We start from the raw sequence: 25591 nt of genomic DNA, 5'->3' as shown, positions 1-25591 counted from the left end.
GCCGGTTCGTGGTCACGGGCCGCCGCGCGCGGCAGCGGCCCGCTGCATCATGCCGCTTCGTCGTCGCCGGGCTTGCGGCCGTTGCGCCGCCGCAGCCCGGGCCCGAACGTGAAGCCGAACGCGAGCAGCACGAGCGACACCGCGAGCACGATATTGTTGCCGCTCGTCACGTACGGCGTGAAGCCGCTCGTGCCTTCGATCCGCACGTCGAGCGAGCCGATCGTGAACGGCTTCAACTGGCCGAGCACGCGGCCGTGCGCGTCGATCGCGGCCGTCATCCCGGTGTTGGTCGAGCGCAGCATCGGCCGGCCCGTTTCGAGCGAGCGCATCCGGGCGATCTGCAGGTGCTGGTCGAGCGCGATCGTGTCGCCGAACCACGCGAGGTTCGTCACGTTGACGAGCACGCCCGGCGGCTGCGGGTTGTCGCGGATCGTCGCGGCGATTTCCTCGCCGAACAAGTCCTCGTAGCAGATGTCGGCCATCACCGGCTGGTTGTGCACGAGGAACGGCTTCTGCACGGGCGCGCCGCGCGCGAAGTCGCCGAGCGGCATCTTCATCAGGTCGACGAACCACCGGAAGCCCCACGGAATGAACTCGCCGAAGGGCACGAGGTGGTGCTTGTCGTAGTGATAGATGTCGCGCGAGTTCGGCGTCACGCCGTACAGGCTGTTCGTGTAGTCGACGTAGTGGCCGTCCTCGGTCACCGACGCGCCGACCGCGCCGAACAGCACGGCCGAGCCGGTCGTGTCGCTGAACTTGCGGATCGCGACCGCGAACGGCTCGGGCAGCTCCTGGATCATCACCGCGATCGCGGTCTCGGGCGTGACGATCAGGTCGGCCGGCTTCTCGACGATCATCTGCTGATACATCTTGATCGCTGCGTCGATGCCTTCCTGCTCGAACTTGATGTCCTGCTTCACGTTGCCCTGCAGCAGCCGCACGGTGAGCGGCGCGTTCGCGGGCACGGTCCAGGTGACCTGCGACAGTCCGAGGCCGGCCGCGACGAGCGCGACGGCGATGCCGGCCGGCGCGGCGACGCGCACGCGGGCGTTGCCGCCGGATGCGCCGGCTCCGTTGTCACGCACCGGCGACGGACGCGCGGCGACGAGCGCCTGCACGACCAATGCGGCGAACAGCGCGAGCACCCACGCGATCCCGTACACGCCGACCACCGGCGCAAAGCCGGCGAACGGGCCGTCGACCTGCGGGTAGCCGCTGCCGAGCCACGGAAAGCCGGTGAACACGGTGCCGCGCAGCCATTCGCCGAGCGCCCACGCGCTCGCGAACGCAAACGCGCCGTGCCAGGTCGGCGAGAACGGCCGCGGGTCGGGCGCGCGGCGATGCCACGCATGGCCCGCGCAGAACGACCACAGCCCGGCCGAGAATGCCGGGTACAGCGACAGGTACAGCGAGAACAGCACGAGCGCGCCGCCCGCGAGCGGCGCGGCCATCTCGCCGTACACGTGCATGCTGATGTAGAGCCACCAGACGCCGCTGACGAAGTTGCCGAAGCCGAACGCGCCGCCGGTGAGCGCGGCGCCGCGCCAGCTCGACGTGCGCGTCAGCTGTGCGAAAAACCAGACGAATACGACGAGCTGCAGCCAGCCGCCGTGCGGCGTGGGCGCGAAGCTGAGCGTATTGGCGGCGCCGGCGAGCAGCGCGGCCGGATAATGCCAGCGCGGCAGCGCGCGGCCGGGGGGCGGCGCGAGAAGGCCGCCAGCCGGGCGGGACGGGATCGGATCGTCCATGTGAAGCGGAAGTGGGCGAGCGGTTGAAGGAGGCGCGGCTGGCGCGGAACGGTCAGTCTTCGTGCGAGGTTTCGGCGCGACGGCTGGCGAGCGGGTTGCGGCGCACCAGCAGCACATGAACCTGGCGCGCATCGCCGCGCTGGATTTCGAACGCGAGGTTGCCGAGCTGCAGCTTCTCGCCGCGGTGCGGCACGCGTCCGAAATGATGGGTGATCAGCCCGCCGATCGTGTCGACTTCGTCGTCGGGGAAATCGGTGCCGAACACCTCGTTGAACTGTTCGATCTCGGTGAGCGCACGCACGCGGTAGCGGCCGTCCGGCCCCGCGATGATGTTGCCGGCTTCCTCGTCGAAGTCGTATTCGTCCTCGATGTCGCCGACGATCTGTTCGAGCACGTCCTCGATCGTGATCAGGCCCGCGACGCCGCCGTATTCGTCGACGACGATCGCCAGGTGGTTGCGGTTCACGCGGAAGTCGTGCAGCAGCACGTTCAGGCGCTTCGATTCCGGAATGAACACGGCCGGGCGCAGCATCCCGCGCACGTCGAACTCTTCCTCGGCGTAGAAGCGCAGCAGGTCCTTCGCGAGCAGCACGCCGATCACGTTGTCGCGGTTCTCCTCGTACACGGGGTAGCGCGAGTGCGCCTTTTCGAGGACGAACGGGATGAAATCCTCGGGCTTGTCGGCGATGTTGATCGCGTCCATCTGCGCGCGCGGCACCATGATGTCGCGGGCGCACAGATCGGATACCTGGAACACGCCTTCGATCATCGACAGCGAATCGGCGTCGATCAGGTTGCGTTCGTGGGCGTCCTGGAGGATTTCCAGCAGCTCGCCGCGGGATTCGGGCTCGGGCGAGATGAAGTCGGTCAGGCGCTCGAGCAGCGAGCGCTTTTCTTGCGGTTTGTCGGTTGACTTACGACTGGGATACGAATCGTTCATGGTGGTGCGCCCGGGTCATGCCGGGGCGCGCGGTCACGGAGTAGGCAAGGATACACCAAGGGCACGACGCGACCGTGTCACCCCGGCCGCACGGCCAGGATGGGCGGCTCGCGCGGGCCCGCTCGCGGACGGCCGCGCCGGGCGCGACGCCGTCCTCGGGTCCATCCTAGCGCAGAAAGAGTCGGCGGGGCGGGGCGGCAAAAAAACGGTGGCGGCAAGGGCGGCGCGGCCCGACGCGGGACATCGGTCGTGAGCGCGGCATTCTGCCGCAGGCGGGCGCCGCCGGCGCTCGGTTCAGAACCGCATGCCGGCCGAGCAGCCGCCGGCGGCCGCGCCGTTGGTCGCGGCGCCGCCGCAGCCGAGGATTCCGCAGCCGGACAGCGCGACGCTCGCGGCGACGAGCAGCGCGGCGATCCTGCCACGCGACCAGTTTGACGGTTTCATCGGGGATGTCCTCGTTCGGATGCGCGGGCGGCGTGGTGTCGCATCACCGGCATCGCGCCAGCAGCCCTTCCAGCGCGCGGTCGGGGATGCCGCTCGCGCGCAGCGCGTCGACCGTGCGGCTCACGTAGTCGAGCGTCGTGCCGTAGCGGCCGGCCGCGCAACTGAACACTTCCTTCACGACGGGATCGGTCAGCTTGCCCGTATAGGTCGGTGCATCGCGGCGCATCACGAATGCGAGCGCGTTCACGCGTTCGCCGGTCTCGAGCGAGCACGGCAGCCACGCGGGCCGGTACGAGCCCATCGGCATCTCGCGTTTCCACAGCGTCTCGAGATGCGGCTGCGCGGTCGGGCCGGAGAGCCGGAACGCGATGCCCGAGCACGAGCCGCCGCGATCGAGCGCGAGCACGAGGCCCGGCCGCTCGGGGGTGCCGCGGTTCACGCGCGACCACAGGTAGAGCCCGCGGTGATAGCCGTGCACCTTGCCGCGTACGGCGGCGACGGTCGGCAGCCCGGGGTTCCAGATCAGCGAGCCATAGCCGAACAGCCACAGATCCTGCCGGCCGTCCCAGTCGCGCATCGTATGCGCGAGCGACGCCGCGAGCTCGTCTTCCGTCAGCAGACGGCCTTCGCCGATCGACGGCGGGTAGGCGGGCGGCAGCATCGCGGCGTTACGCATCGGGCGGACGGCTTACTGGTACGGGTTCGGGAAACCCAGTTTAGCGAGGATGTCGACTTCGAGCGCTTCCATTTCGGCCGCGTCCTCGTCGCTGGTCTCGTGGTCGTAGCCCTGCGCGTGCAGCGCGCCGTGCACCAGCAGGTGCGCGTAATGGGCCATGAGCGGCTTGCCCTGGTCGTGCGCTTCCTTCTCGACCACCGGGCAGCACAGCACCAGGTCGCCGATCACGGTGCCGTCGGGCGCCGCGTCGTACGCGAAGGTCAGCACGTTGGTCGGATAGTCCTTGTGGCGGTAGCCGGCGTTCAGCGTACGGCCTTCGTTCTCGCCGACGAAGCGCACGGTGAGCTGCGCGCTCGCGAACAGCGCCGGCTCGAGCCATTCGGCGATCAGCTTGCGCTTGGGGAGCGTCTTGCGCACGTCGCTCGTGATCTCGTCGCCGTACTGCACCGACAGGTCGAGTTCCAGCGCGCGCGGCTCGTCTTCCGGATCGTCCTCGCGCGGCGCGAACTCGGCGCCGACGTGCAGCGTCACGCTGTCGTAATGCTCGGGTTGCAGCGCGAGCTTCGCGCGCATCGCCGGATCGTTGTGCTGCGCGACGATCGCGACGGCCGCGTCGCCCGAGCTGCCCGACAGGTCGAACATCAGGCTGCGGCCGTCCGGGAAGTCGATCCGCAGCCCTTGCGCGTTGACGGTGCGGGCTTTGCCCTTCGCGTCGAACAGCGAAAGGCGGGGGGATTCGGACGCGGCGGACTGGGCGCGACCGGACTTGCGGGAACGGGAGGATTTCATGACGCGTGCGGCGATTGGGACGCGTTGAGGATACACCAAACGGCCGATCGCGCCCGAATTCGGCCGGGCGGCGCGCGGGCGAAAAAAAGCCCGGCGCGCCATGACGGCGGGCCGGGCCGGCAGGCCTGGGGCAGCGCACGCGCGCCGCCGCTCAGCCGTCCTGGTGCTGCGCGTGGAATTCGTCGTACGCCTCGACGATGCGCGCGACGAGCGGATGGCGCACCACGTCCGCGCTCGTGAAGCGGGTGAGCGCGATGCCGCGCACGCCGCCGAGCACCTGCTGCGCCTCGACGAGGCCGCTCTTGTGGCCGCGCGGCAGGTCGACCTGGCTCGTGTCGCCGGTCACGACCGCCTTCGAGCCGAAGCCGATCCGCGTGAGGAACATCTTCATCTGCTCGGGCGTCGTGTTCTGCGCCTCGTCGAGGATGATGAACGCGTGGTTCAGCGTGCGGCCGCGCATGTACGCGAGCGGCGCGATCTCGATCATCTGGCGCTCGAACATCTTGGCCGTCTTGTCGAAGCCGAGCAGGTCGTACAGCGCGTCGTACAGCGGACGCAGGTACGGGTCGACCTTCTGCGCGAGATCGCCGGGCAGGAAGCCGAGCCGCTCGCCGGCCTCGACGGCCGGGCGCGTCAGCACGATCCGCTTGACCTGGTCGCGCTCGAGCGCGTCGACCGCGCACGCGACCGCGAGGTAGGTCTTGCCGGTGCCGGCCGGCCCGATGCCGAACGTCACGTCGTGCGACAGGATCTGCTTCAGGTATTCGCGCTGAGCGGGCGTGCGGCCGCGCAGGTCGGCGCGCCGCGTGTAGAGCTTCGGCGCCGGCTCTTCGTCCGGCTCGTCCGCGTCGAGCTGCACGACCGGTTCGTCGAACGGATGATCGGGGTCGCCGCGAAAGCGCACGTCGAGCGTGTCCTGGCGGCCGTTGCCGGCCGTGTGGCGCACCTCGACCAGCGCGAGCTGGATGTCGTCGACCGACAGCGGATCGCGCGCGCGGTTGTAGAAGTTTTCGAGCGCGGCGAGCGCGAGCTTGGCGCCGCGCCCGCGGATCGTGATCCGGTGGCCGCGCCGCGCGAGCGTGACGTCGAGCGCCTGTTCGATCTGCCGCAGGTTCTCGTCGAGCGGGCCGCAGAGGTTGGCGAGGCGCGCGTTGTCGTCGCGCGGGGCGGTGAATTCCAGTGCTTGGACGGTCTTCAAAGTAGCGTCGGGCTCCTGTCGGGCGTCAATCAGTGGGTGGCCGCGCTCGCGTCGTCGCTGACGATCACGAGCTCGCCGCGCAGCGAGTGCGGGTACGCATGGTTGATCTTCACGTCGATCATCTGGCCGATCAGGCGCGGGTGCGACGCGAGCGGCGCCGGGAAATTCACGACCCGGTTGTTCTCGGTGCGGCCCGCGAGTTCGTTCGGGTCCTTGCGCGACGGGCCCTCGACGAGGATCCGCTCGACCTTCCCGACCATCGACTGGCTGATGCGCGCGACGTTCTCCTCGATCGTCGCCTGCAGATGTTGCAGGCGTTTGAGCTTCACGTCGCGCGGCGTGTCGTCGGCGAGGTTCGCGGCCGGCGTGCCGGGGCGCGGGCTGTAGATGAACGAGAAGCTGGTGTCGTAGCTCATCTCGTGCACGAGCGCCATCATCTTGTCGAAATCGTCCTTGGTCTCGCCGGGGAAGCCGACGATCATGTCGGTCGACAGCGACAGGTCGGGGCGGATCGCGCGCAGCTTGCGGATCACCGACTTGTATTCGAGCACCGTGTAGCCGCGCTTCATCGCCATCAGGATGCGGTCGGAACCGTGCTGGACCGGCAGGTGCAGGTGGTTCACGAGCTTCGGCACCTTCGCGTAGGTGTCGATCAGGCGCTGCGTGAATTCCTTCGGATGCGACGTCGTGTAGCGGATCCGCTCGATGCCGGGGATGTCGGCGACGTATTCGATCAGCGTCGCGAAATCGGCGATCTCGGACGAGCCGGCCGCCAGCGCGCCGCGGTAGGCGTTCACGTTCTGGCCGAGCAGCGTGACTTCGCGCACGCCCTGGTCGGCGAGGCCGGCCACTTCGGTCAGCACGTCGTCGAGCGGGCGCGACACTTCATCGCCGCGCGTGTACGGCACCACGCAGTAGCTGCAGTACTTCGAGCAGCCTTCCATGATCGACACGAACGCGCTCGGCCCCTCGACGCGCGCGGGCGGCAGGTGGTCGAACTTCTCGATTTCGGGGAACGTGATGTCGACCTGCGCGCGGCCGCTCGCGCGGCGCGCGTCGATCATCTGCGGCAGGCGGTGCAGGGTCTGCGGGCCGAACACGAGGTCGACGTACGGCGCGCGCGACACGATCGACGCGCCTTCCTGGCTCGCGACGCAGCCGCCGACGCCGATCAGCAGGCTGGGCTTCGCTTCCTTCAGCTCGCGCACGCGGCCGAGATCGGAGAACACCTTTTCCTGCGCCTTTTCACGCACCGAGCACGTGTTGAACAGGATGATGTCCGCGTCTTCCGGCGTGTCGGTCTTTTCGAGGCCTTCGGCCGCGTTGAGCACGTCCACCATCTTGTCCGAGTCGTACTCGTTCATCTGGCAGCCGAAGGTCTTTACGTAAACTTTCTTGGTCATGGGGATTCGCCGTTCGCAGTGGTTGACCTGGGGGCGTCGTCAAGGGTGAGTCGGGACGGCCGTGCGCGGCACGCGAATCGCGCGCACGGACAGGAAAGGCCGTCGGGAAAGCCTTCCATTATAGCTTTTCATGCCAAGACGGACGGGCGGCCGGTTGCGGGCGCGCGACGCCGGTTTTCGCGTTCCGACCCCGCAGTGGTGACGGCCCGGCCGTCAGCGACACGCGTTCAGCAGATCGTCGAGCGCGGCTTCCTCGCGCGCGAAGCGTTCGGCGAGAAAGTCGAGCAGCACGCGCACGCGCGGCGCCATGTAGCGCTTGCTGTGATAGATCGCGTGCAGCGGCGCGTCCTGGTGCCGCCACTCGGGCAGCAGCACGCGCAGCCGGCCCGCGCGGACGTCGTCGGCGATGTCCCACAGCGACTTCAGCGCAATGCCGTGGCCGCGCAGCGTCCATTCGCGCGTGAGCCCGCCGTCGTTGGTCTCGAACGCCGTCGACACGGGCACCGTGTGGATCTGCACTTCGTCGCCGCGCGTGAAGTGCCAGGTGTTCATCGGGCCGGACGCGATCGTGATCACGTTGCACGGAAAGCGGGCCAGATCGTGCGGATCGGCCGGCACGCCATGGCGCTCGACGAACGACGGCGCCGCGCACAGCACGCGCCGGTTGGTCGCGAGCCGGCGGGCGATCAGCGCGCCGTCGGGCGGCGCGGCGAAGCGGATCGCGAGGTCGATCTCGTCCTGCCACAGGTTCGACGACGAATCGGACGCCGTCAGCGAGAACGTGACGCCCGGATGCAGCGTCGTGAATTCGTGGAGCCAGTCGAGCAGCTGATGGCGGCCGAAATCGGACGTTGACGACAGCCGCACCTTGCCGCTTACGACATTGCGGCCTTCCTGCAGCATCGCGTCCGCGTCGTCGAGCGCCTGCAGCGCCTGGCGGCAGCAGTTCAGGTACAGCTTGCCTTCGTCGGTGAGCCGCAATTGCCGCGTCGAGCGTTCGAACAGCCGCGTCGCGATCTTCGCCTCGAGCTTCGCGAGCCGCGCGCTCGCGGCGGCCGGCGTGAGGTTCAGCTTGCGCCCGGCGGCGGACAGGCTGCCCAGCTCCGCCGCCTCGACGAACAGCCGGATGTCGCCCAGTCGGTCCATGCGATTTTCCAGAAATATTTGAAAATGGTTCAAATGCCACGCCAATTATCAAATATAGACGTCTTCGGGACAATGCGCGCACATCCCGCTTTTTTGTGCGGTGCGGCACCGATCGGGCGCCGCGGCCGCCGCCTTCCGGAGAACGTCATGCCCATTCCGTTACTGGCGCTCGCGATCAGCGCCTTCGCCATCGGCACCACCGAATTCATCATCATGGGCTTGCTGCCCGAAGTTGCGCACGACCTGGCCGTGTCGCTGCCGTCGGCCGGCCTGCTCGTCACCGGCTACGCGCTCGGCGTCGCGGTCGGCGCGCCGCTGCTCGCGGTGCTGACGAGCCGCATGCCGCGCAAGGCTGCGCTGCAGTTGCTGATGGCGATCTTCATCGTCGGCAACGTGCTGTGCGCGACCGCGTCCGGCTACGCGATGCTGATGGTCGCGCGCGTCGTCACGTCGTTCGCGCACGGTTCGTTCTTCGGCATCGGTGCGGTGGTCGCCGCGTCGCTCGTGCCGGCCGACAAGCGCGCGAGCGCGATCGCGCTGATGTTTACCGGACTTACGCTGTCGAACGTGCTCGGCGTGCCGTTCGGCACGTTCGTCGGCCAGTTGCTCGGCTGGCGCGCGTCGTTCTGGATCGTCGCCGCGCTCGGCGTGCTGGCGCTCGGCGGCGTGGCCGCGCTGGTGCCGAACCGCCACGACAGCGGGCCGGTCGGCCTCGGCCACGAAGTGCGCGTGCTGAAGGAGCCGCAGGTGTGGCTCGCGCTGCTGATGACCGTGCTCGGCTTCGGCGGCGTGTTCGTGGTGTTCACGTACATCGCGCCGATTCTCGAGACCGTGTCGGGCTACTCGCCGCGCGCGGTCGCGCTGATCCTCGTGCTGTTCGGCGCGGGGCTGACGATCGGCAATACGATCGGCGGCAAGCTCGCCGACCGCGCGCTGATGCCGTCGCTGATCGCGATCCTCGTCGCGCTGATGGCCGTGATGGCCGTGTTCGCGAAGACGAGCCACCTGCCGGTCGCGGCGGCCGTCACCGTATTCGTCTGGGGGATCGCCGCGTTCGCGACGGTGCCGCCGCTGCAGGCGCGCGTGGTCGAGAAGGCCGCGAGCGCGCCGCATCTCGCGTCGACGCTGAACATCGGCGCGTTCAACGTCGGCAATGCGGGCGGTGCGTGGCTCGGCGGCCTCGCGCTGGAACACGGCTTCGCGCTCGATGCGCTGCCGTGGGTCGCGGTCGCGGTGACGTTCGCGGCGCTGATCGTCACGTGGCTCGCGATGCGGCTCGACGCGCGCGGCCCGGCCCGCGGCGCCGCGCCGGCGGCCCAGTGAGCGTCGGCCCCGGCGCGCCGACGGCGACGCCATAGCGGCAGGAAAAGGTTCGCGAGAAACGCATTCCTCCGCGATGCTGATAACGGTGTGAAGATAACTTCGTTTGCCCGTGCCAGGCCGGGTGATAGCGTCTCGATACGCGCCAATGACCGGCGCAACCCGATTCCGATTCCGGCTTACCCCCTACGCAGGGCCGCGCGGCGGCCCGGAGGCAATGCTATGTCTTCATCCCTGGCGCTCGTGCGCGACGTGTCTTCCTTCGAGTCCGGCCATGCCGCCGACCTGCGCGCGTCCGCGTCGCTCGACGTGCTCGAGCAGGTCGTCGGCGTGAACCTCGCGCGCTTGCGCGCCGAGCGGCAACTGTCGCTCGATGCGCTCGCGCGGCTGTCCGGCGTGTCGCGCGCGATGCTCGCGCAGATCGAATCGGCGCGCAGCGTGCCGTCGATCAAGGTGCTCTGCAAGATCGCCGCGGCGCTGAAGGTGTCGGTCGCCGCGTTTCTGCGGCGCCACGCGGTGAACGGTTTCGAGCATCTGGCGGCCGAGCGCGCGTCGCGCGTCGTCAGCTCGAACGGCCGTTTCTCGGCGCGTGCGCTGTATCCGGAAGGCGAGCCGGCCGCGGCCGAATTCCACGAGCTGCGCATCGCGCCGCTGCATACGGAGCCCGGCGCGCGTCGCGCCCCCGGCACGACGGTCAACCTCGTCGTCAGCGAAGGCACGCTCGAAGTCAGCGTGCACGACCGCCGCCAGTTGCTCGCGACCGGCGACGCGATCGTGTTCGATGCCGACCAGCCGTACAGCCTGCGCAACCCGGGCGACAGCGAAGCGCGGGCGTTTCGCGTGACGGTGAGCCCCGAGGTGCCGCCGCGCTGGCTCGTGCCCGACGCGGCGCACACGGCGGCCGCCAACTGATCGCGCGGGCCGCGCGGCGCGACTGCGCTCCCGGATTCTCGCGGGATCGCGGGCGGGTGCGTCGGCCGTTCGGACGATGCCGTTAGACAGGGTCGTCAGTAAGGTTTTACCGGTAGTGGGCTGCGCGTCGCGCGCGGCTGTTGTATGCTTGGCCCGCCGGTGACGGGGCGTTCCCGTCCGGCAATCAGTGCGTCTTCAGGGCGGGGCGAAATTCCCCACCGGCGGTAGGCTGGCGTAAGCCGGCGAGCCCGCGAGCGCCCGCGAATTCGCGCGGGGTCAGCAGATCTGGTCGAATGCCAGAGCCGACGGTCACAGTCCGGATGAGAGAAGATGTGCAGATAGTCATGTCCGTCAGGGCCGCTTCGCGCTGCGTGCGAAGCGGGTTGTCGTTCTGTCTGTTTGCAATGCCCTGAAACGTTTTTCGCCCAAATCGTATTTGCGAGGAGCGTTTCACATGTCCTTGATGTCCGTTTCGTCGGCGCCTGCCGACGCCTTTGCCGATCTCCCGTTGCTGGATTCCGAACCGGTGCCGCCGCGCATCGCCGCCGCGCTCGACGCGATGCGCGCCGGCCGCGCGGTCGTGCTGCAGGATGACCACGACCGCGAGAACGAAGCCGACCTGATCGTCGCCGCCGAGCGCATCACGCCCGAGACGATGGCGCTGTTGATCCGCGAGTGCAGCGGCATCGTCTGCCTGTGCCTGACCGACGACACGGTGCGCGCGCTCGAACTGCCGCCGATGGTGCAGACCAACGAAAGCCGCAACGGCACCGCGTTCACCGTCTCGATCGAGGCGCGCGAAGGCGTGCATACCGGTGTGTCGGCCGCCGATCGCGTGACGACGATCCGCGCGGCGATCGCCGACGGCGCGAAGCCGCACGACATCGTGCGCCCCGGCCACGTGTTTCCGTTGCGTGCGCAACCGGGCGGCGTGCTGGCGCGCCGCGGTCATACCGAAGGCACGGTCGACCTGTCGATCCTCGCGGGCCTGAAGCCGGCCGGCGTGCTGTGCGAGCTGATGAATCCGGACGGCACGATGACGCGCGGCGACGATGTCGAGCGCTTCGCGCAACGGCACGGGCTGCCGATGCTGACGATCGCGGAACTCGTCGCGTTCCGCGAGGCGTTGGCGGCCGCGCGCGAACGCTGCTGCGAGCCGGCCTGAGCGAAGGAAGGCGGGCGCGTACGCGCGCCCGCGGCATGGCCGGATCGACCCGGTCCGGCCCGAATGACGATCAGGACTGCATGTCGCCGAATTCGCCGCGCATGCCGGCTTCGACGAGCGCCGGCAGTTCGTCCATCCGGCGCATGATCCGCGTGATGCCCATCGCGCGCAGCGCGTCCGCGTAGTTGTCGGGGATGTGGCTCGCGCCGACGAACGCGATCGTCTTCATCCCGGCCGCCCGCGCGGCATTCAGCCCCGAGATGCTGTCCTCGACGACGACGCAGCGCGCCGGCTCGACGCCGAGCGTGTGCGCCGCATGCAGGTAGACGTCGGGGTAGGGCTTCGGCCGCGCGACCTGTTCGGAACTGAACACGCGCTCGCCGAAGATCTCGGTGAGCGACGCGCGCTTCAGCGAATTGCGCACGCGCACGAGCCGGCTGTTCGACACGACGGCGGCCGGCAGCGTGACCTTCAGCAATGCGTCGCGCACGCCGCTGATCGGCGCGAGCGATTGCGCGAGCGCGATTTCGATGTTGTGCTCGATGGTCTCGATGAAGTTGGCGGGCATCTCGATGCCGAAGCGGGATTCGATGCCGGTGAGGAAGCGCGACGTCTGCTGGCCGAATGCCGACTTCGCGGCGGCTTCGAAATCGAGGTTGGGAAACGTGGCGGACAGCGTGTCGAGCAGCACGCGGTCGGCGATGACTTCGCTGTCGACGAGCACACCGTCGCAGTCGCAGATGAGGTGATCGAGCATGGTGATGAAAACGCGGGATATCGGCGACGCCGATCGATTCGCCATCATACGTGCTTTCATGCGCCTGCCGCGCGACGTGGCGGCAAATTTGCCCGATGCGGCCGTGCTACTGCGGCGACGCGTGCCCGAGTGCCGCCGGTCGTGCGGCTGCGGCGACCCGGTTGCGCGGGCCGCCGCCGTTCACGGCGTCACAGCGCGATCACGCGCCCCGTTTTCCACGACGTCATCGCGGCTTCGGCCAGCTCGAGCGCGGCGAGCCCGTCGTCGATCGTCGTCCGGACCGGCGTGCCGTCGCGCAGCGCGTCGACGAAGTGCGCGATCTCGGCCGCGTACGCGTGCCGGTAGCGTTCGAGGAAGAACGGCTCCGGCACGTCCGTCGCGATGCCGCCCGCGAGCCAGGCGCTCACCTCGGTCGGCCGCACGTTGCCGGCCTGCAGCATCCCGTGGCTGCCGAGCAGCTCGAAGCGCTGGTCGTAACCGTAGGCCGCGCGCCGCGACGTGTTGATCTGGCACAGCAACCCGCGCCGCGTGCGGATCGTCACGGCGGTCGAATCGATGTCGCCCGCGTCGTGCACGGCCGGATCGGTCAGGCAACTGCCCGTCGCGTGCAGCGTCTGCGCTTCGTCGCCGAGGATCCAGCGGAACACGTCGAAGTCGTGGATCAGCATGTCCTTGAAAATGCCGCCCGAGCTGCGAATGTAGTCGGCGGGCGGCGCGCCCGGATCGCGGCTCGTGACGACCAGCATTTCCGGCGCGCCGATCTCGCCGCGCTCGACGCGCGCCTTCAGCGCCGCGAAGGTCGGGTCGAAGCGGCGCTGAAAGCCGATCATGCAGGTCACGCCGGCGCGCCGCACGACGTCCGCGCATGCACGCGAGCGTTCGACGGTGAGGTCGACCGGTTTCTCGCAGAACACCGCCTTGCCCGCGTTCGCGGCGGCGACGATGAGATCCGCGTGCGTGTCGGTGCTCGACGCGATCACGACAGCCTGCACCGACGCGTCGCCGAGCGCGCGCTCGACGTCGGCGACCTGCGCGCCGTGCGTACGGGCGAGCGCTTCTGCCGACGGCGCGTGCCGGTCGATCACGTATGTCAGTTTCGCGCCCGGCTGGCGCGCGAGATTCGCCGCGTGGATCTTGCCGATGCGGCCCGCGCCGAACAAAGCGAATTCGATCATTCCGTTCTCCTGTGGATTGCGTTGTCTTGCCGATGCGCTCAGCGATCCGCCAGCTCGCCGCGCACGTAGTCGATGCTCGCCCGCAGCCGGTCTTCGATGTCGTCGGCTTCGGCGATCTCGCTCGCGAACGGCTCGAACGACAGCGCGCCGCGGTAGCCGCGCGCGAGCAGTTCGCGCAGTTGCCGGATGTTGCCGAGCCGGTCGGCGCCGCCGACCAGCACGCGGTGGCCGTCGCGCATCCGCTCGATCGGCAGGTCGGCTTCCTCGACGCCCGAGATGTGCACGAGGCCCGTCAGGTTCGGGAAGAAGATGTCCTCGCCGGCGAGATGATGGTGGAACGTGTCGTGCACGAGCCGGAACACCGGCTCGCCCGCCGCCGCGTAGATGCCCTTCACCGCGTCCGACTTGCGGCGCAGCGCGCATTCCTCGAAACCGAGCGGCTCGATGAAGCCGAGCAGGCCGCGGGCCGCGAGGATCGGCTTCAGCGCCTGCAGCGCCGTCACGAGATCCGCGTGGCGGGCGTCCGCGCTGCGCGTGTCGGCGCGGCTGTTGGTCGGGCACAGCACCAGCGCACGCGCGCCGCATTGCGCCGCGTAGTCGGCCAGCGCGGTCGCCTCGTCCGCGCGCTCGGCGTTCCACTGCTCGAAGCGCTGCAGCGCGTTGATCGTCAGGATCGTCACGCCGCCGGCCTCGGCCGTTGCGCGCACGGCGGCGGCCGGCGTGCCGTCGGCGAGCTCGACGCCGTCGAGATCGTTGCGGATCTCGATCGTGTCGACACCGAGGCGCCGGCACAGCGCGACGTAGCGGTCGAGCGGCAAGCGCGGCGCGCTCATCCGGTTCAGCGAAAAGTGGCAGGCTTGCGTCATCGTTCTGTCCTTGGAGCTTGAGTGGGGCGTGGGGGGCGAATCAGGTGCCGGCATGCGCGGCGAATGCTTGCCACGTGTCGCGCAGCCATTGCGCGCACGCGACGTTGTTGTCGAAGATCGAATAGCGTGCGCCGCCGCCGTAGTCGGGAAACGGGATGAACTCGCAGCTGATCTGCTCGAGTCGTGCCGGCTGCGCGGGAGCGGGAGCGTGAACCTCGGCCTGCGCTTGCGCGTGCAGCAACTGGCGCAGCGCGGCTTTCCACGGATCGAGCGACGCCGCACGCCATTCGCCGTGATAGGCGCCCGGCGCGGGTTCGACGAACGGGTACTGGATACCGCGCCCGGGCCGGCCGTCCGCGCGGCGCATCCAGCGGTTGGCGGGATTGTTCGGCGTCACGCTGCGCGCATGCGCATGCCGGACCCAGCCGCGCGCGATCCAGTCGGTGTAGATCGCGGCGGGCGACGCCGGGTCGAGCATCGCGCAGCCGCCGTCGGCCGATTCGCGAAGCCCCGACGCGTCGAGCTCGGCGCGGTTGCCGATCTTGAACAGCAGATGCGAATGATCGAGCGTGATCCGGAACGGCGCGCCGGCCTGCTCGACCAGCCGCGCGACGCGCGCCACGCGGGCGACATCCTCGCTCCACATGTCGACGTGCACTTCGAGGCTCGGCAGGCAGCCGACCGGCTCGCCCGATGCGTAGGCGCGCAGGTAGAAATCGGCGACTTCGCGGTCCGACAGCGGATGGCCGTCCGCGTGATGCGCGAACAGCTGGCAGTTGAGCACCGTGCTGCCGAAGCGCGCGCCCGCCGCGACGATCTCGGCGACATGCGCTTCGTCGCGGCCGGCGCACCAGATGCCGCCGATCACGCGAATCGGCAGCGCGTGGCGGTCGACCAGCGCGAAATACGGCGACAGGTCCTCGCCGCGTACCGGGTTCTTTTCGATGTAATCGAACACGCCGGCAGCGGCGACCCGCCGGAAGCGCTCGGCGGGCGTGGGCGGCGGCAGCCCGTCGTGTTCGAGCACGCCGTCGAGGTTCACGCCGATGAGGATCGGTTCAGCCATCGTCTCCTGTCCGTTGTCGGTTATCGATGGCTGACCAATGTACGGAGGCGCGGCGCGACCCGCATGACAAACGTTGGCGAAAAATCGCCAACGCGACGGTCGATTTTTTCGCCACGAGCACACGGTCCGCCGCGCGGCGCGATTCACGGCTGCAGGTACGCGCTCGTCCTCACGTTCGCCGGACAGAACACGCGGAATTCGACCGGATCGTCCGGCGGCGGCTGTTCGACGATGCCGCATGCATGCAGCACGTGCTGCAGCGCGGAAATCGCCTGTCCGTCCGGATCCTGGTCGATCGCGAGATCCATCGCGCCGGCTTCGATGAAGGCGCGATGCTGGTCGATCATCTCGTGGCCGATCCATACGACGCGCCCGATCGCGCCGGCCTTGCGCAGCGCCGCTTCGATGCCGGCCGAACCGGCGCCGCTGTTGTAGATCGCGACCACGTCGTCGTGCGCCTGCAGCGCCTTCGACACCGCGCGGTAGCAGCGGTCGTCCTGATCGAGCGTCTCGACCGGCGCGTCGTCGCAGCGCACGGCGGCGAACGCGTCGGCGAGCTGGTCGCGGCAGCCGGCCATCCGGTCGACGTGCGCGCGGTAGCCCATGCGCCCGCCGAGCAGCAGCACGCGGCCGGGGCGCGCCGCGAGGCGGCCGATGTAGTAGCCGGCCGTGCGCCCGGCGCGATAGTTGTCGATGCCGGCGAAGTGCGTGCGGTCGATGCCGCCGATGTCGGTGACCATCGTGACGACGGTCTCGCCCCGCGCGATCGCGCCGGCCAGCGCGTCGCGCACGCGGGCCGTGTCGTGCGCGGTGACGATCAGCGCCGCGCGCCGGTACGCGGGCCGTTCGATCAGCGTCGCGGCGCGCGCGTCGTCCGCGGCGGGCAGGATCGTCCGGTGCACGACCACGCGCCGGTCGAGCATCTGCAGCGAGCGCTGCAGCGCCTGCTGCAAGCGTCGGAAGAATGGCGCGTCGGTGTCCGGCAGCAGCACGTCGACGTGGATCAGCCCGTGCCGCGTGTCGGGCAGCTGCCGCGGCACGCCGAGCTGCCGCGCGGCCGCCACCACGCGTTCGCGCGCCTGCGCGGAGACGCTGCCGCGCTCGTTCAGCACGCGGTCGACGGTGGTCGTGCTGACGCCGGCGAGCGCCGCGATCTCGTCGAAGCGCGCGGTACGCTTGCGCCAGCGCGGCCCGGATTCACCTGCCATGGTCGTCTCCATCGTGAGGGTCGCCATCGATCGCGTGGCGTTGTCGGGAACGCTAAAGCGGTGGCGAAATTTCGTCAACGTTTCGATTGAGGCGGGGCGGCCGCTCGCCTAATTTCGTTCCTATGGCGAAGCGCTTGCCGCGCTTCCCCCGCACGAGAACCCCAGGAGACAGACGTGGCCCAACCCGACGACCCGGCACGCGAACCCACGGCGGCGCGCCGTCAGGCATACCGAATGATTGGCGGCGCCGGCGAGCGCGCGCACGCGGCCGGGCTCGTCAACGCCGCGTGGTACCGCTGCGCGGTGCCGCGGCCGCTGATGAAGCAGCTGATGCAGCGCGGCGATGCGCGTGCGATTCGCGACACGCTGATCTGGTACGCGGCGATTGCAATCAGCGGCGCGCTCGCGTGGCTGGCGTGGCGCGCGCACTCGGCGTGGGCGATCCCCGCATTCTTCGTGTACGGCACGCTGTACTGCAGCCCGGCCGATTCGCGCTGGCACGAATGCGGGCACGGCACCGCGTTCCGCACGCGCTGGATGAACGACGCGCTGTACCAGGTCGCGTCGTTCCAGGTGTTCCGCCGCGCGACTGCCTGGCGCTGGAGCCATGCGCGCCATCACACCGATACGCTGATCGTCGGGCGCGATCCGGAAATCGCCGCGCCGAAGCCGACCGACTGGCTCGCGCTCGCGCTGAACGTCGTCGCGCTGAAGCACGTGGCCGGCGAACTGCGCAAGATGATCGCGGTGTCGTTCACCGGCCGGCTCGACGACGAGGAGCGCACCTACGTACCTGCATCGGAATGGCCGAAGGTCGTGCGCGAGTCGCGCATCCATCTCGCGATCTACGCACTCGTGACGGGCGCCGCGCTGTACTGGCACACGCTCCTGCCGCTGCTCTACATCGGGCTGCCGAGCCTCTACGGCGCGTGGCTGTACCTGTATTTCGGCCTCACGCAGCACGCGGGCATGCCGGAGAACGTGCTCGATCACCGGCGCAATTGCCGGACCGTGATGATGAATCCGGTGTTCCGCTTCCTGTACTGGAACATGAACTATCACGTCGAGCACCACATGTTCCCGATGGTGCCGTTCCATGCGTTGCCGAAGCTGCATGAAGCCGTGAAGGCCGACATGCCGCCGCCGTACCGCAGCACGCTGGCCGCGTACGCGGAGATCGTGCCGGCGCTGGTCCGGCAGACGCGCGACCCGTCCGCTTGCGTCGTGCGGCCGGTGCCCGATGCCGCGCGCGCCTAGCCGTTATCCAATATCCCGACGAAGGAGACACACACCATGACGCAATGGATCGACACCGGCGCGCTCGACGATATCGACGATGAAGACGTCGCACGCTTCGACCACGGCGGCCGCACGTACGCGATCTACCGGATCGGCGGCCACGTGTATGCGAGCGATGGCCTGTGCACGCACGAGCAGGTGCATCTCGCGGACGGGCTCGTGATGGATCACGTGATCGAATGCCCGAAGCACAACGGCCGCTTCGACGTGCGCGACGGCCGGCCGCTGTCGGCGCCCGCGTGCGAGAAGCTGCGCACGTACCGCGCGAAGATCGAAGACGGCCGCATCCTGATCGAGGTATGACGCAATGAACAGCGACCGGGTGATGGCGATCGTCGGTGCGGGCCATGCGGGCGGCCGCGCGGCGCAGGAGCTGCGCGCGTGCGGCTGGCGCGGGCGCATCGTGCTGATCGGCGCGGAGCCGCATCCGCCGTACGAGCGGCCGCCGTTGTCGAAGGGCGTGCTGACGGGCGAGCGCAGCGCGGCGCAATGCCGGTTGCGCGATGCGCAAGCCTGGGCGGCCGATCGCATCGAACGGATCGTCGCGACCGTCGAGCGCATCGAACCGCACGCACGCGAAGTGCGGGTGTCCGGCGGGCACGTGTTCGGCTACGACGCGCTGCTGCTGGCCACGGGCGGCCGTGCGCGTCGCCTGGCCATCCCGGGCGCGGCGCTCGACGGGGTATTCGCCTTGCGCACGCTCGACGATGCGGCGGCGCTCGGCGCGCGGCTCGTTCCCGACGCGCGGATCGTGCTGATCGGCGGTGGCTTCATCGGTCTCGAAGTCGCGGCGTCGGCGCGGCAGCGCGGCTGCCGCGTGACCGTGCTCGATGCGGCGCCGCGACTGCTCGGCCGCGCGGTGCCGGCCACCATCGCGACGCGCGTGCATGCGCTGCACGACGCACGGGGCGTGGCGATTCGTCTGAACCGGACGCCGGTGGCGATCGAGCGGACCGCGGGCGGGGCGCTGGCCGTCGTGCTCGACGACGGCGACACGCTGATCGCCGACACGGTCGTGGCCGGCATCGGCATCGAACCGGCCGACGAGCTGGCGCGCGATGCGGGCCTCGCGGTCGAGCGCGGGATCGTCGTGAATGCGCAGCTCGAGACGTCGGCGCGCGGCATCTACGCGGCCGGCGACGTCGCCGTGTTTCCGAGCGCGTTATCGGGCCAGCTGGTTCGACAGGAGACCTGGCACGGCGCCGAGACGCAAGCGCACGTCGCCGCCCGCAACATGCTCGGCGCGGGCGAGCCGTATCGCGATACGCCGTGGTTCTGGTCCGATCAATACGATGCGCAGTTGCAGGTGGCTGGGGAGCCGGCGCTCGGCACGCGGTCGGTCGCGCGCGTGCTCGGCGACGATGCGGAAATCCATTTCCACTTCGACGCGCGCGCGCGGCTCGTCGCGGCGAGCGGCTTCGGCCGTGCAGCGGGATTCGTGAAGGACATGCGCGTGGCGAGAATGCTGGTCGAGCGCGGGACCGACGTGACGCCGGCGGCGGTCGCGGACGTCGACGTGAAGCTGAAATCGCTGGTGACGGCCGTGAATGACCGGTAGAACGACGCAGGGGCGTGAAGCGCGCGGCAGTGCAGGCCGCGCGCTTCGTTCAAACCGCGATCAGATCGTGGTGTGCAGGTGCAGATACAGGCCGGCCGCCGCGGCGCCGCCCAGCAGCGGGCCGACGACCGGCACCCATGCATAGCGCCAGTCGCTGTCGCGCTTGCCGGGAATCGGCAGCAGCGCATGCATGATGCGCGGCGACAGGTCGCGCGCGGGGCTCATCGCATAGCCGGTCGGGCCGCCGAGCGAGATGCCGATGCCGAGCACCAGCAGGCCGACGGGCAGCGCGTCGAGTGCGCCGAGGCCGACCTGCGGCGACGCGAGATACAGCACGCCGAGGATCAGCACGAACGTGCAGATCGCTTCGGTCAGCACGTTGTGCGTGACGCTGCGGATCGCCGGCGCCGTGCAGAACACCGCGAGCTTCAGGTCCGCATCGGCTTCCTTCGCGAAGTGCTGGCGATACGCGAGCCACACGAGCAACGCGCCGGCCATCCCGCCGAGCATCTGCGCGAGGACGTAGCCGCCGACTTTCGACCACGCGAACTTGCCCGCGAGCGCGAGGCTGATCGTGACGATCGGGTTCAGGTGCGCGCCGCTGAACGACGCGGTCACGTAGACCGCGACGAATACCGCCATCGCCCAGCCCATCACGATCACGATCAGGTCCGCGCCTTTGCCCTTGGTCTTTGCAAGCAGCACGTTTGCGACCGCGCCGTTGCCGAGCAGCACGAGGATCGCTGTGCCGATGAATTCTGCAATGTAAGGTGACATGATTGTCTCTCGTATGTCACGGCGGACTCGCGCATCGCGCGGTCCGCCGGTGTTGTTGTATGTCGTCCGGACTGATTCGGATTACTGGGCGTCGTCGGCCCATGCCTTCGCGGCGCGCACCGCCCGCTGCCAGCCGGCCATGCGCTGCTCGACTTGCTCCTTCGGCATCGACGGTGCGAAGCGGCGATCGAGCTGCCACTGGTCGCGCACTTCGTCGAGGTTCTTCCAGTAGCCGATCGCGAGGCCCGCGAGGTAGGCCGCGCCGAGCGCGGTCGTCTCGGTGATCTGCGGGCGCACCGCGTCGACGCCGAGCAGGTCGGCCTGGAACTGCATCAGCAGGTCGTTCGCGCTCGCGCCGCCGTCCACCCGCAGCTCGCCGATGCTGATGCCCGAATCGGCTTCCATCGCGGCCAGCACGTCGAGCGACTGGTACGCGATCGCATCGAGCGCCGCGCGCGCCAGATGCGCGGCGCTCGTGCCGCGCGTGACGCCGAACACCGAGCCGCGCGCCCGCGCGTTCCAGTGCGGTGCGCCGAGGCCGGCGAAGGCCGGCACGAGATACACGCCGTCGGTATGCGGCACGCTGGCGGCGAGCGCCTCGATTTCCGCGGCCGTCTTGATGAGGCCGACGCCGTCGCGCAGCCACTGCACGACCGCGCCGGCGATGAAGATGCTGCCTTCGAGCGCGTACTGCACGTCGTCGCCGATCTGCCAGGCGATCGTCGTGACGAGGTTGTTCTTCGATTCGATCGGCTTGTCGCCGGTGTTCATCATCAGGAAGCAGCCGGTGCCGTAGGTGTTCTTCACCATGCCCGACGTCGTGCACATCTGGCCGAACAGCGCCGCATGCTGGTCGCCGGCGATGCCCGCGAGCGGGATCTTCGATGCGAACACGGTGGTCTTCGTGTGGCCGTAGATTTCCGACGACGCCTTCACTTCGGGCAGCATGCTGCGCGGGATGTCGAGCAGTTCGAGCAGCTCGCTGTCCCACTCGCGCGTATGGATGTTGAACAGCATCGTGCGCGACGCGTTGGTCACGTCGGTCACGTGCAGCTCATGCTTCGTGAAGTTCCACACGAGCCAGCTGTCGACGGTGCCGAACGCGAGCTTGCCCTGGCGCGCCTTGTCGCGCGCGCCCGGCACGTTGTCGAGGATCCAGCGGATCTTCGTCGCGGAGAAGTACGAGTCGATCGGCAGGCCGGTCTTCGCGCGCACCTTCGCTTCGAGGCCCTGCTTCTTCAGCGAGTCGCAGAAGTCGGCCGTGCGGCGATCCTGCCAGACGATCGCGTTGTAGACGGGCTGGCCCGTCTCGCGATCCCAGACGATCGTGGTTTCGCGCTGGTTCGTGATGCCGATCGCGGCGATCGACGTGCCGTTCAGGCCCGTGCGCGTGACGGCTTCCGCGGCGACGCCGGCTTGCGTCGACCAGATTTCCTGAGGGTCGTGCTCGACCCAGCCGGGTTGCGGGTAGATCTGTTCGAATTCCTTCTGGGCGATCGATACGATATTGCCCTGGCGATCGAACAGCATCGCGCGGGAACTCGTGGTGCCCTGGTCAAGCGCGAGGATGTACTGGTCCTGCATGTCTCTCATCTCCATCCGTGGATTGGCTTAGTTGTGATGCGCGCCGCATGTGAGCGGCGCGTCGGTGAGTCAACGTCGGTCAGGCAACTGCAACTGCATTCGGATCAGGCGTGCGGCGCATGCGCGGCGGCGAACCATGCGTCGACCGCGGCGGTCACGGCGTCGAGCGTGCCGGGCGCGACGTGCAGCCCGAGCTTCGAGCGGCGCCACAGCACGTCCTGCGCGCAGGTCGCCCATTCGGCGTCGCGCAGGTAGCGCAGTTCCGCATCGTGGATGCCCGGCGCGATTTCGGCGCCGAGATCGGCGAGCGACTTCGCGTCCGCCACCACGCGCTCCGCACGCGTGCCGTACGCCCGTGCATAGCGGCGCGCGAGCGCGGCGGGCAGCCACGGATGGCGTTTCGCGAACGCGCTGGCGAACCCGTCGAACTTCGCGTCCGCGATGTCGCCGCCCGGCAGCGCGACGCCGGCCGTCCAGGTCTTCGCGTCGCGGCCGAGCGCGCGGCACAGCATGTCGCCGGCTTCTTCCGCGAGCTTGCGGAACGTCGTGATCTTGCCGCCGAACACCGACAGCAGCGGCGCGCCCGCGCCGTCGTCGAGTTCAAGGCGATAGTCGCGCGTGACGGCCGATGCGTTCGCCGCGTTCTCGTCTTCCAGCAGCGGGCGCACGCCCGAATAGGTCCAGTGCACGTCTGCCGGCGAGATCTTGCGCTTGAAATAGCGGTTGATCGAATCGCACAGGTACTGCGTCTCGTCGCGATCGATCGCGACCTTCGCCGGATCGCTCGTGTATTCGACGTCGGTCGTGCCGATCAGCGTGAAGTCGTGCTCGTACGGAATCGCGAAGATGATCCGCTTGTCCGTGTTCTGGAAGATGTACGCGTGATCGTGATCGAACAGGCGGCGCGTGATGATGTGGCTGCCCTTCACGAGCCGCACGCTGTGATGCGCGCCGCGGCCGAGCGCGCCGTGCAGCACGTCGCCGACCCACGGGCCGGCCGCGTTTGCGATCGCGCGCGCCTGCACGACGCGGATCGAACCGTCGGCCTGCTGCAGCCGCGCTTCCCATTCGTCGCCGCGGCGTTCGGCGGATAGGAGCTTCGTGCGCGTCAGGATCTCGGCGCCGCGCTCCTTCGCGTCCATCGCGTTCAGCACGACGAGGCGGGCGTCGTCGACCCAGCCGTCGGAATACACGAAGCCGCGCTTGATGGAGTCGATCAGCGGCGCGCCGGCCGCATGGCGGCGCATGTCGATGCCGCGCGAGCCGGGCAGCAGCTCGCGTTTCGCGAGGTGATCGTAGAGGAACAGGCCGATGCGGATCAGCCAGGCCGGGCGCAGGTTCGGCATGTGCGGCATCACGAAGCGCAGCGGCCACATGATGTGCGGCGCCGCGCGCAGCAGCGTTTCGCGCTCCTGCAGCGCCTTGCGCACCAGTCCGAACTCGTTGTACTCGAGGTAACGCAGGCCGCCGTGAATCAGCTTCGTGCTGGACGACGACGTATGCGACGCGAGGTCGTCCTGCTCGCAGAGCATGACCGACAGGCCGCGGCCGGCCGCATCGCGCGCGATCCCCGCGCCGTTGATGCCGCCGCCGACGACGAGCAGATCGTAGCGATTCGGTTGGGTCACCTGCTGTCCTTATCGTCTGTTGAAATGGGGCGAACATGAAATGTTCGAATTCGAAATTTAACGAACGGAATCGAAAAAGTAAAGTTCGAAAAAGCGGGGCCAGTAGCGCGCGACACGATCCCGGACGATACTGGCGGAATCGACCGTTTCGCGAGGTGAATCATGCGTATTGGGATGTGGGTCGGCGTGTGCGCCGTCCTTCTGGCGGGGTGCGGCGCGGGTATGCCGCCGCTCGCCGGCAACTGGCGGGCGCCGTCGTTCGTCGACCTGCAGACGTCGTGCGGCGGCGCGGCGCGCGACTGGGGCGCGGACGCGCAGCCGGTCTACTCGACGCTGTACGACGCGTACGTGGCGAAACGGTATCGCGGGCTGACCGAAGCGAACTATTGTGCGTTCGTAAACGAACTTTCGACCCACTATGTGGCGCCTGACGCGGCGGCACGCGCCGGCTGGATCGCGTATTTCAACGGGGCGCGTGCGCAGGCCATCAGCTGGCGGGCGGCGGTCGATCCGACGCTGCGCGGCGGTTGAGGCCGACGGCGACGAACGGGCAGGCGGGAGGCAGGAACGACCGCGCGGCCGATTCCGGCCGCGCGAGCAGGTTCAGGTCAGGGAGCGGCGGAGCTTACGAATAGCGGTATTTGATGGATCGCAGCGCGGCGTCGCCGGTCTCGGTCACGCAGTATTTGCGCCCCGAGCCGAGCCCTTCCAGGCGGACGAGCTGTTGTTCGAGCAGGATGTCCAGTTCATCCCGATCCATGTCGCGCTGATCAGGCGCGTCCTTCACAAGCAATAGCGTGGCGAATTCATGCGGACTCAGCATCGTTTCTCTCCATGGCAATCGGACTGCCCGCGCGGCCGGCGCACCGCCGACGCGCGATACCCCGCGGGGTATGGCTTGGGGGGAAAGCTGTCTTCGCCGGCCCTGCGATTCGCACCGCCCTGGCACAGGCGGATCGGCGAACGGGCCGGGGAACTGGAGTCTAGTCGAGCGCGCAGGCAACGACAAATCGTGCCCCGTTAATTTTCCGTTTGACAGAAGGGCCCGCCACAAGCGGTTTGCGCGCGGCGCCAACTTCTTGATTTCACTTGAAGTTTCAGGTGCGGTGCAGCATCGCAACGGTCATTCCGCGACGTACACCTGGGTGCCGGCGGCCGCCACCGTATCGGCCATTTCGGGCGGCAGCGGCTTGTCGGTGAAGAGCGCATGCACCTGGCTCAGATGGCCCTGGCGCACCAGCGCCGGGCGGCCGACCTTCGAATGGTCGGTCACGAGGTAGACCGTGCGCGCATGCTGCATGATCGCCTCGGCGACGCGCACCTCGCGCGTGTCGAAATCGCGCAGCGTGCCGTCGGCCTCGATCGCCGACGTGCCGATGATCGCGTAGTCGACCTTGAACTGGCGGATGAAGTCGATCGCGAGCTCGCCGACGATGCCCTTGTCCCACGGCCGCACGATGCCGCCCGTGATCAGCACCTCGCAGTCGGGGTAGCCGCTCATCATCGACGCGACGTTCAGATTGTTCGTGATCACGTGCAGCCCGTGATGGCGGTTCAGCGCGCGCGCCACTTCCTCGGTCGTCGTGCCGAGGTTGATGAACAGCGACGCCTGGTCGGGGATGTGCGACGCCGCGAGCGCCGCGATGCGCCGCTTCTCGTCGTGGAACATCCGCTGGCGCGCGGTGTACGACACGTTCTCCGAGCTGGTCGGCAGGCTCGCGCCGCCGTGGTAGCGGCGCAGCAGGTTCAGGTCGGCGAGCCAGTTCACGTCGCGGCGAATCGTCTGCGGCGTCACCGCGAAGTGCGCGGCGAGATCGTCGACGGTCACGAAGCCGTCGCGCTGCACCCATTCGAGCAATTCCTGCTGGCGCGCGTTGAGGGTGAGGCGGGGATCTCGGGTCATGGCTCGATGGTCGTGTCGTGAGACGGAGC

The 25591-nt window shown here is 68.9% G+C and carries 25 protein-coding genes and 1 riboswitch; of the genes, 7 read left to right on the top strand and 18 right to left on the bottom strand.

All coding sequences use genetic code 11. The annotated features are described in order from the left end of the window. Positions 1 to 47: 47 nt before the first annotated feature. The 8 genes from lnt to H0X90_RS17075 all read right to left on the bottom strand — a co-directional run bounded on the left by lnt (position 48) and on the right by H0X90_RS17075 (position 8344). Positions 48 to 1748: an apolipoprotein N-acyltransferase gene (gene lnt / locus H0X90_RS17110; protein ID WP_077189719.1), complete on the bottom strand. Its 1701-nt coding sequence runs from the start codon at positions 1746 to 1748 to the stop codon at positions 48 to 50. A gap of 52 nt (positions 1749 to 1800) precedes the next feature. Continuing rightward, a complete protein-coding gene (locus tag H0X90_RS17105; RefSeq protein ID WP_006487531.1) occupies positions 1801 to 2688 on the bottom strand; it encodes an HlyC/CorC family transporter in 888 nt (295 codons plus the stop codon). A gap of 294 nt (positions 2689 to 2982) precedes the next feature. Then, positions 2983 to 3132 carry a hypothetical protein gene (locus H0X90_RS17100; protein WP_006497373.1) on the bottom strand — a complete coding sequence of 50 codons (150 nt, stop codon included), beginning with the start codon at positions 3130 to 3132 and terminating at the stop codon, positions 2983 to 2985. Positions 3133 to 3175: 43 nt separating this feature from the next. Further along, entirely contained in the window at positions 3176 to 3808 is a 633-nt protein-coding gene (locus tag H0X90_RS17095) for a gamma-glutamylcyclotransferase (protein WP_006486595.1), read from the bottom strand. Between the two features lie 12 nt (positions 3809 to 3820). Then, a complete protein-coding gene (gene ybeY, locus H0X90_RS17090) occupies positions 3821 to 4597 on the bottom strand; it encodes an rRNA maturation RNase YbeY (RefSeq protein WP_006497372.1) in 777 nt (258 codons plus the stop codon). A gap of 151 nt (positions 4598 to 4748) precedes the next feature. Then, positions 4749 to 5795, bottom strand: coding sequence for a PhoH family protein (locus H0X90_RS17085; protein ID WP_006486600.1), 1047 nt, complete (start codon positions 5793 to 5795; stop codon positions 4749 to 4751). 29 nt (positions 5796 to 5824) lie between these two features. Further along, positions 5825 to 7198, bottom strand: a complete 1374-nt coding sequence (miaB, locus tag H0X90_RS17080; RefSeq protein WP_077189718.1) for a tRNA (N6-isopentenyl adenosine(37)-C2)-methylthiotransferase MiaB — start codon at positions 7196 to 7198, stop codon at positions 5825 to 5827. 213 nt (positions 7199 to 7411) lie between these two features. Further along, entirely contained in the window at positions 7412 to 8344 is a 933-nt protein-coding gene (locus H0X90_RS17075) for a LysR family transcriptional regulator (RefSeq protein ID WP_006486591.1), read from the bottom strand. Between the two features lie 147 nt (positions 8345 to 8491). Between H0X90_RS17075 and H0X90_RS17070 the strand changes: the two genes are divergently transcribed. From H0X90_RS17070 to ribB, 3 genes are all read left to right on the top strand, one after another. Continuing rightward, entirely contained in the window at positions 8492 to 9667 is a 1176-nt protein-coding gene (locus H0X90_RS17070; RefSeq protein ID WP_006497370.1) for an MFS transporter, read from the top strand. A 219-nt stretch (positions 9668 to 9886) separates the two neighbouring features. Further along, a complete protein-coding gene (locus tag H0X90_RS17065; RefSeq protein ID WP_006489265.1) occupies positions 9887 to 10576 on the top strand; it encodes a helix-turn-helix domain-containing protein in 690 nt (229 codons plus the stop codon). Between the two features lie 187 nt (positions 10577 to 10763). Beyond that, a riboswitch (FMN riboswitch) is annotated at positions 10764 to 10912 on the top strand. Between the two features lie 118 nt (positions 10913 to 11030). Beyond that, the gene (gene ribB / locus H0X90_RS17060) at positions 11031 to 11741 is read left to right on the top strand and encodes a 3,4-dihydroxy-2-butanone-4-phosphate synthase (protein WP_012329192.1); all 711 of its coding nucleotides are present in this window, start codon (positions 11031 to 11033) and stop codon (positions 11739 to 11741) included. Between the two features lie 70 nt (positions 11742 to 11811). Here ribB and H0X90_RS17055 read toward each other — a convergent pair whose 3' ends face one another. From H0X90_RS17055 to H0X90_RS17035, 5 genes are all read right to left on the bottom strand, one after another. Continuing rightward, positions 11812 to 12498: an HAD family phosphatase gene (locus H0X90_RS17055; protein ID WP_058902291.1), complete on the bottom strand. Its 687-nt coding sequence runs from the start codon at positions 12496 to 12498 to the stop codon at positions 11812 to 11814. 188 nt (positions 12499 to 12686) lie between these two features. Then, positions 12687 to 13673, bottom strand: coding sequence for an inositol 2-dehydrogenase (gene iolG / locus H0X90_RS17050; RefSeq protein WP_077189717.1), 987 nt, complete (start codon positions 13671 to 13673; stop codon positions 12687 to 12689). Between the two features lie 38 nt (positions 13674 to 13711). Further along, positions 13712 to 14539 carry a TIM barrel protein gene (locus H0X90_RS17045; protein WP_077189716.1) on the bottom strand — a complete coding sequence of 276 codons (828 nt, stop codon included), beginning with the start codon at positions 14537 to 14539 and terminating at the stop codon, positions 13712 to 13714. Positions 14540 to 14579: 40 nt separating this feature from the next. Beyond that, entirely contained in the window at positions 14580 to 15605 is a 1026-nt protein-coding gene (locus tag H0X90_RS17040) for a hypothetical protein (protein ID WP_058901786.1), read from the bottom strand. Positions 15606 to 15748: 143 nt separating this feature from the next. Continuing rightward, a complete protein-coding gene (locus tag H0X90_RS17035; RefSeq protein ID WP_048987471.1) occupies positions 15749 to 16813 on the bottom strand; it encodes a LacI family DNA-binding transcriptional regulator in 1065 nt (354 codons plus the stop codon). A gap of 174 nt (positions 16814 to 16987) precedes the next feature. Here H0X90_RS17035 and H0X90_RS17030 point away from each other — a divergent pair, with 174 nt between their 5' ends. Genes H0X90_RS17030 through H0X90_RS17020 form a run of 3 tightly spaced genes read left to right on the top strand, consistent with a single transcriptional unit; the run spans position 16988 to position 19670 of the window. After that, on the top strand, positions 16988 to 18070 hold the full coding sequence (locus H0X90_RS17030; protein ID WP_077189715.1) for a fatty acid desaturase family protein: 1083 nt from the start codon (positions 16988 to 16990) through the stop codon (positions 18068 to 18070). Between the two features lie 36 nt (positions 18071 to 18106). Further along, positions 18107 to 18415, top strand: coding sequence for a non-heme iron oxygenase ferredoxin subunit (locus tag H0X90_RS17025; protein WP_077189714.1), 309 nt, complete (start codon positions 18107 to 18109; stop codon positions 18413 to 18415). A gap of 4 nt (positions 18416 to 18419) precedes the next feature. Continuing rightward, complete coding sequence (locus H0X90_RS17020; RefSeq protein ID WP_077189713.1) at positions 18420 to 19670, top strand: NAD(P)/FAD-dependent oxidoreductase; 1251 nt, start codon at positions 18420 to 18422, stop codon at positions 19668 to 19670. Positions 19671 to 19730: 60 nt separating this feature from the next. Here the strand turns inward: H0X90_RS17020 and H0X90_RS17015 are convergent, their stop codons facing one another. The 3 genes from H0X90_RS17015 to glpD form a co-directional block, all read right to left on the bottom strand. Continuing rightward, positions 19731 to 20447, bottom strand: coding sequence for an MIP/aquaporin family protein (locus H0X90_RS17015; RefSeq protein ID WP_006484467.1), 717 nt, complete (start codon positions 20445 to 20447; stop codon positions 19731 to 19733). An 81-nt stretch (positions 20448 to 20528) separates the two neighbouring features. Continuing rightward, positions 20529 to 22031, bottom strand: a complete 1503-nt coding sequence (glpK, locus tag H0X90_RS17010; RefSeq protein WP_006497360.1) for a glycerol kinase GlpK — start codon at positions 22029 to 22031, stop codon at positions 20529 to 20531. Between the two features lie 104 nt (positions 22032 to 22135). Next, positions 22136 to 23659: a glycerol-3-phosphate dehydrogenase gene (gene glpD, locus H0X90_RS17005; RefSeq protein ID WP_077189712.1), complete on the bottom strand. Its 1524-nt coding sequence runs from the start codon at positions 23657 to 23659 to the stop codon at positions 22136 to 22138. A gap of 162 nt (positions 23660 to 23821) precedes the next feature. Between glpD and H0X90_RS17000 the strand changes: the two genes are divergently transcribed. Then, positions 23822 to 24190: a hypothetical protein gene (locus tag H0X90_RS17000; protein WP_012492423.1), complete on the top strand. Its 369-nt coding sequence runs from the start codon at positions 23822 to 23824 to the stop codon at positions 24188 to 24190. A 94-nt stretch (positions 24191 to 24284) separates the two neighbouring features. Here the strand turns inward: H0X90_RS17000 and H0X90_RS16995 are convergent, their stop codons facing one another. Together H0X90_RS16995 and H0X90_RS16990 are read right to left on the bottom strand one after the other, a co-directional pair. Then, a complete protein-coding gene (locus H0X90_RS16995; protein WP_006477892.1) occupies positions 24285 to 24482 on the bottom strand; it encodes a hypothetical protein in 198 nt (65 codons plus the stop codon). Positions 24483 to 24782: 300 nt separating this feature from the next. After that, positions 24783 to 25562: a DeoR/GlpR family DNA-binding transcription regulator gene (locus H0X90_RS16990; protein ID WP_006493999.1), complete on the bottom strand. Its 780-nt coding sequence runs from the start codon at positions 25560 to 25562 to the stop codon at positions 24783 to 24785. Positions 25563 to 25591 lie beyond the last annotated feature (29 nt).

This window comes from Burkholderia sp. 9775_39, assembly GCF_015712225.1.
Taxonomy (GTDB): Bacteria; Pseudomonadota; Gammaproteobacteria; order Burkholderiales; family Burkholderiaceae; genus Burkholderia; species Burkholderia cenocepacia.
This window is presented reverse-complemented; position numbering and strand designations above follow the sequence as displayed.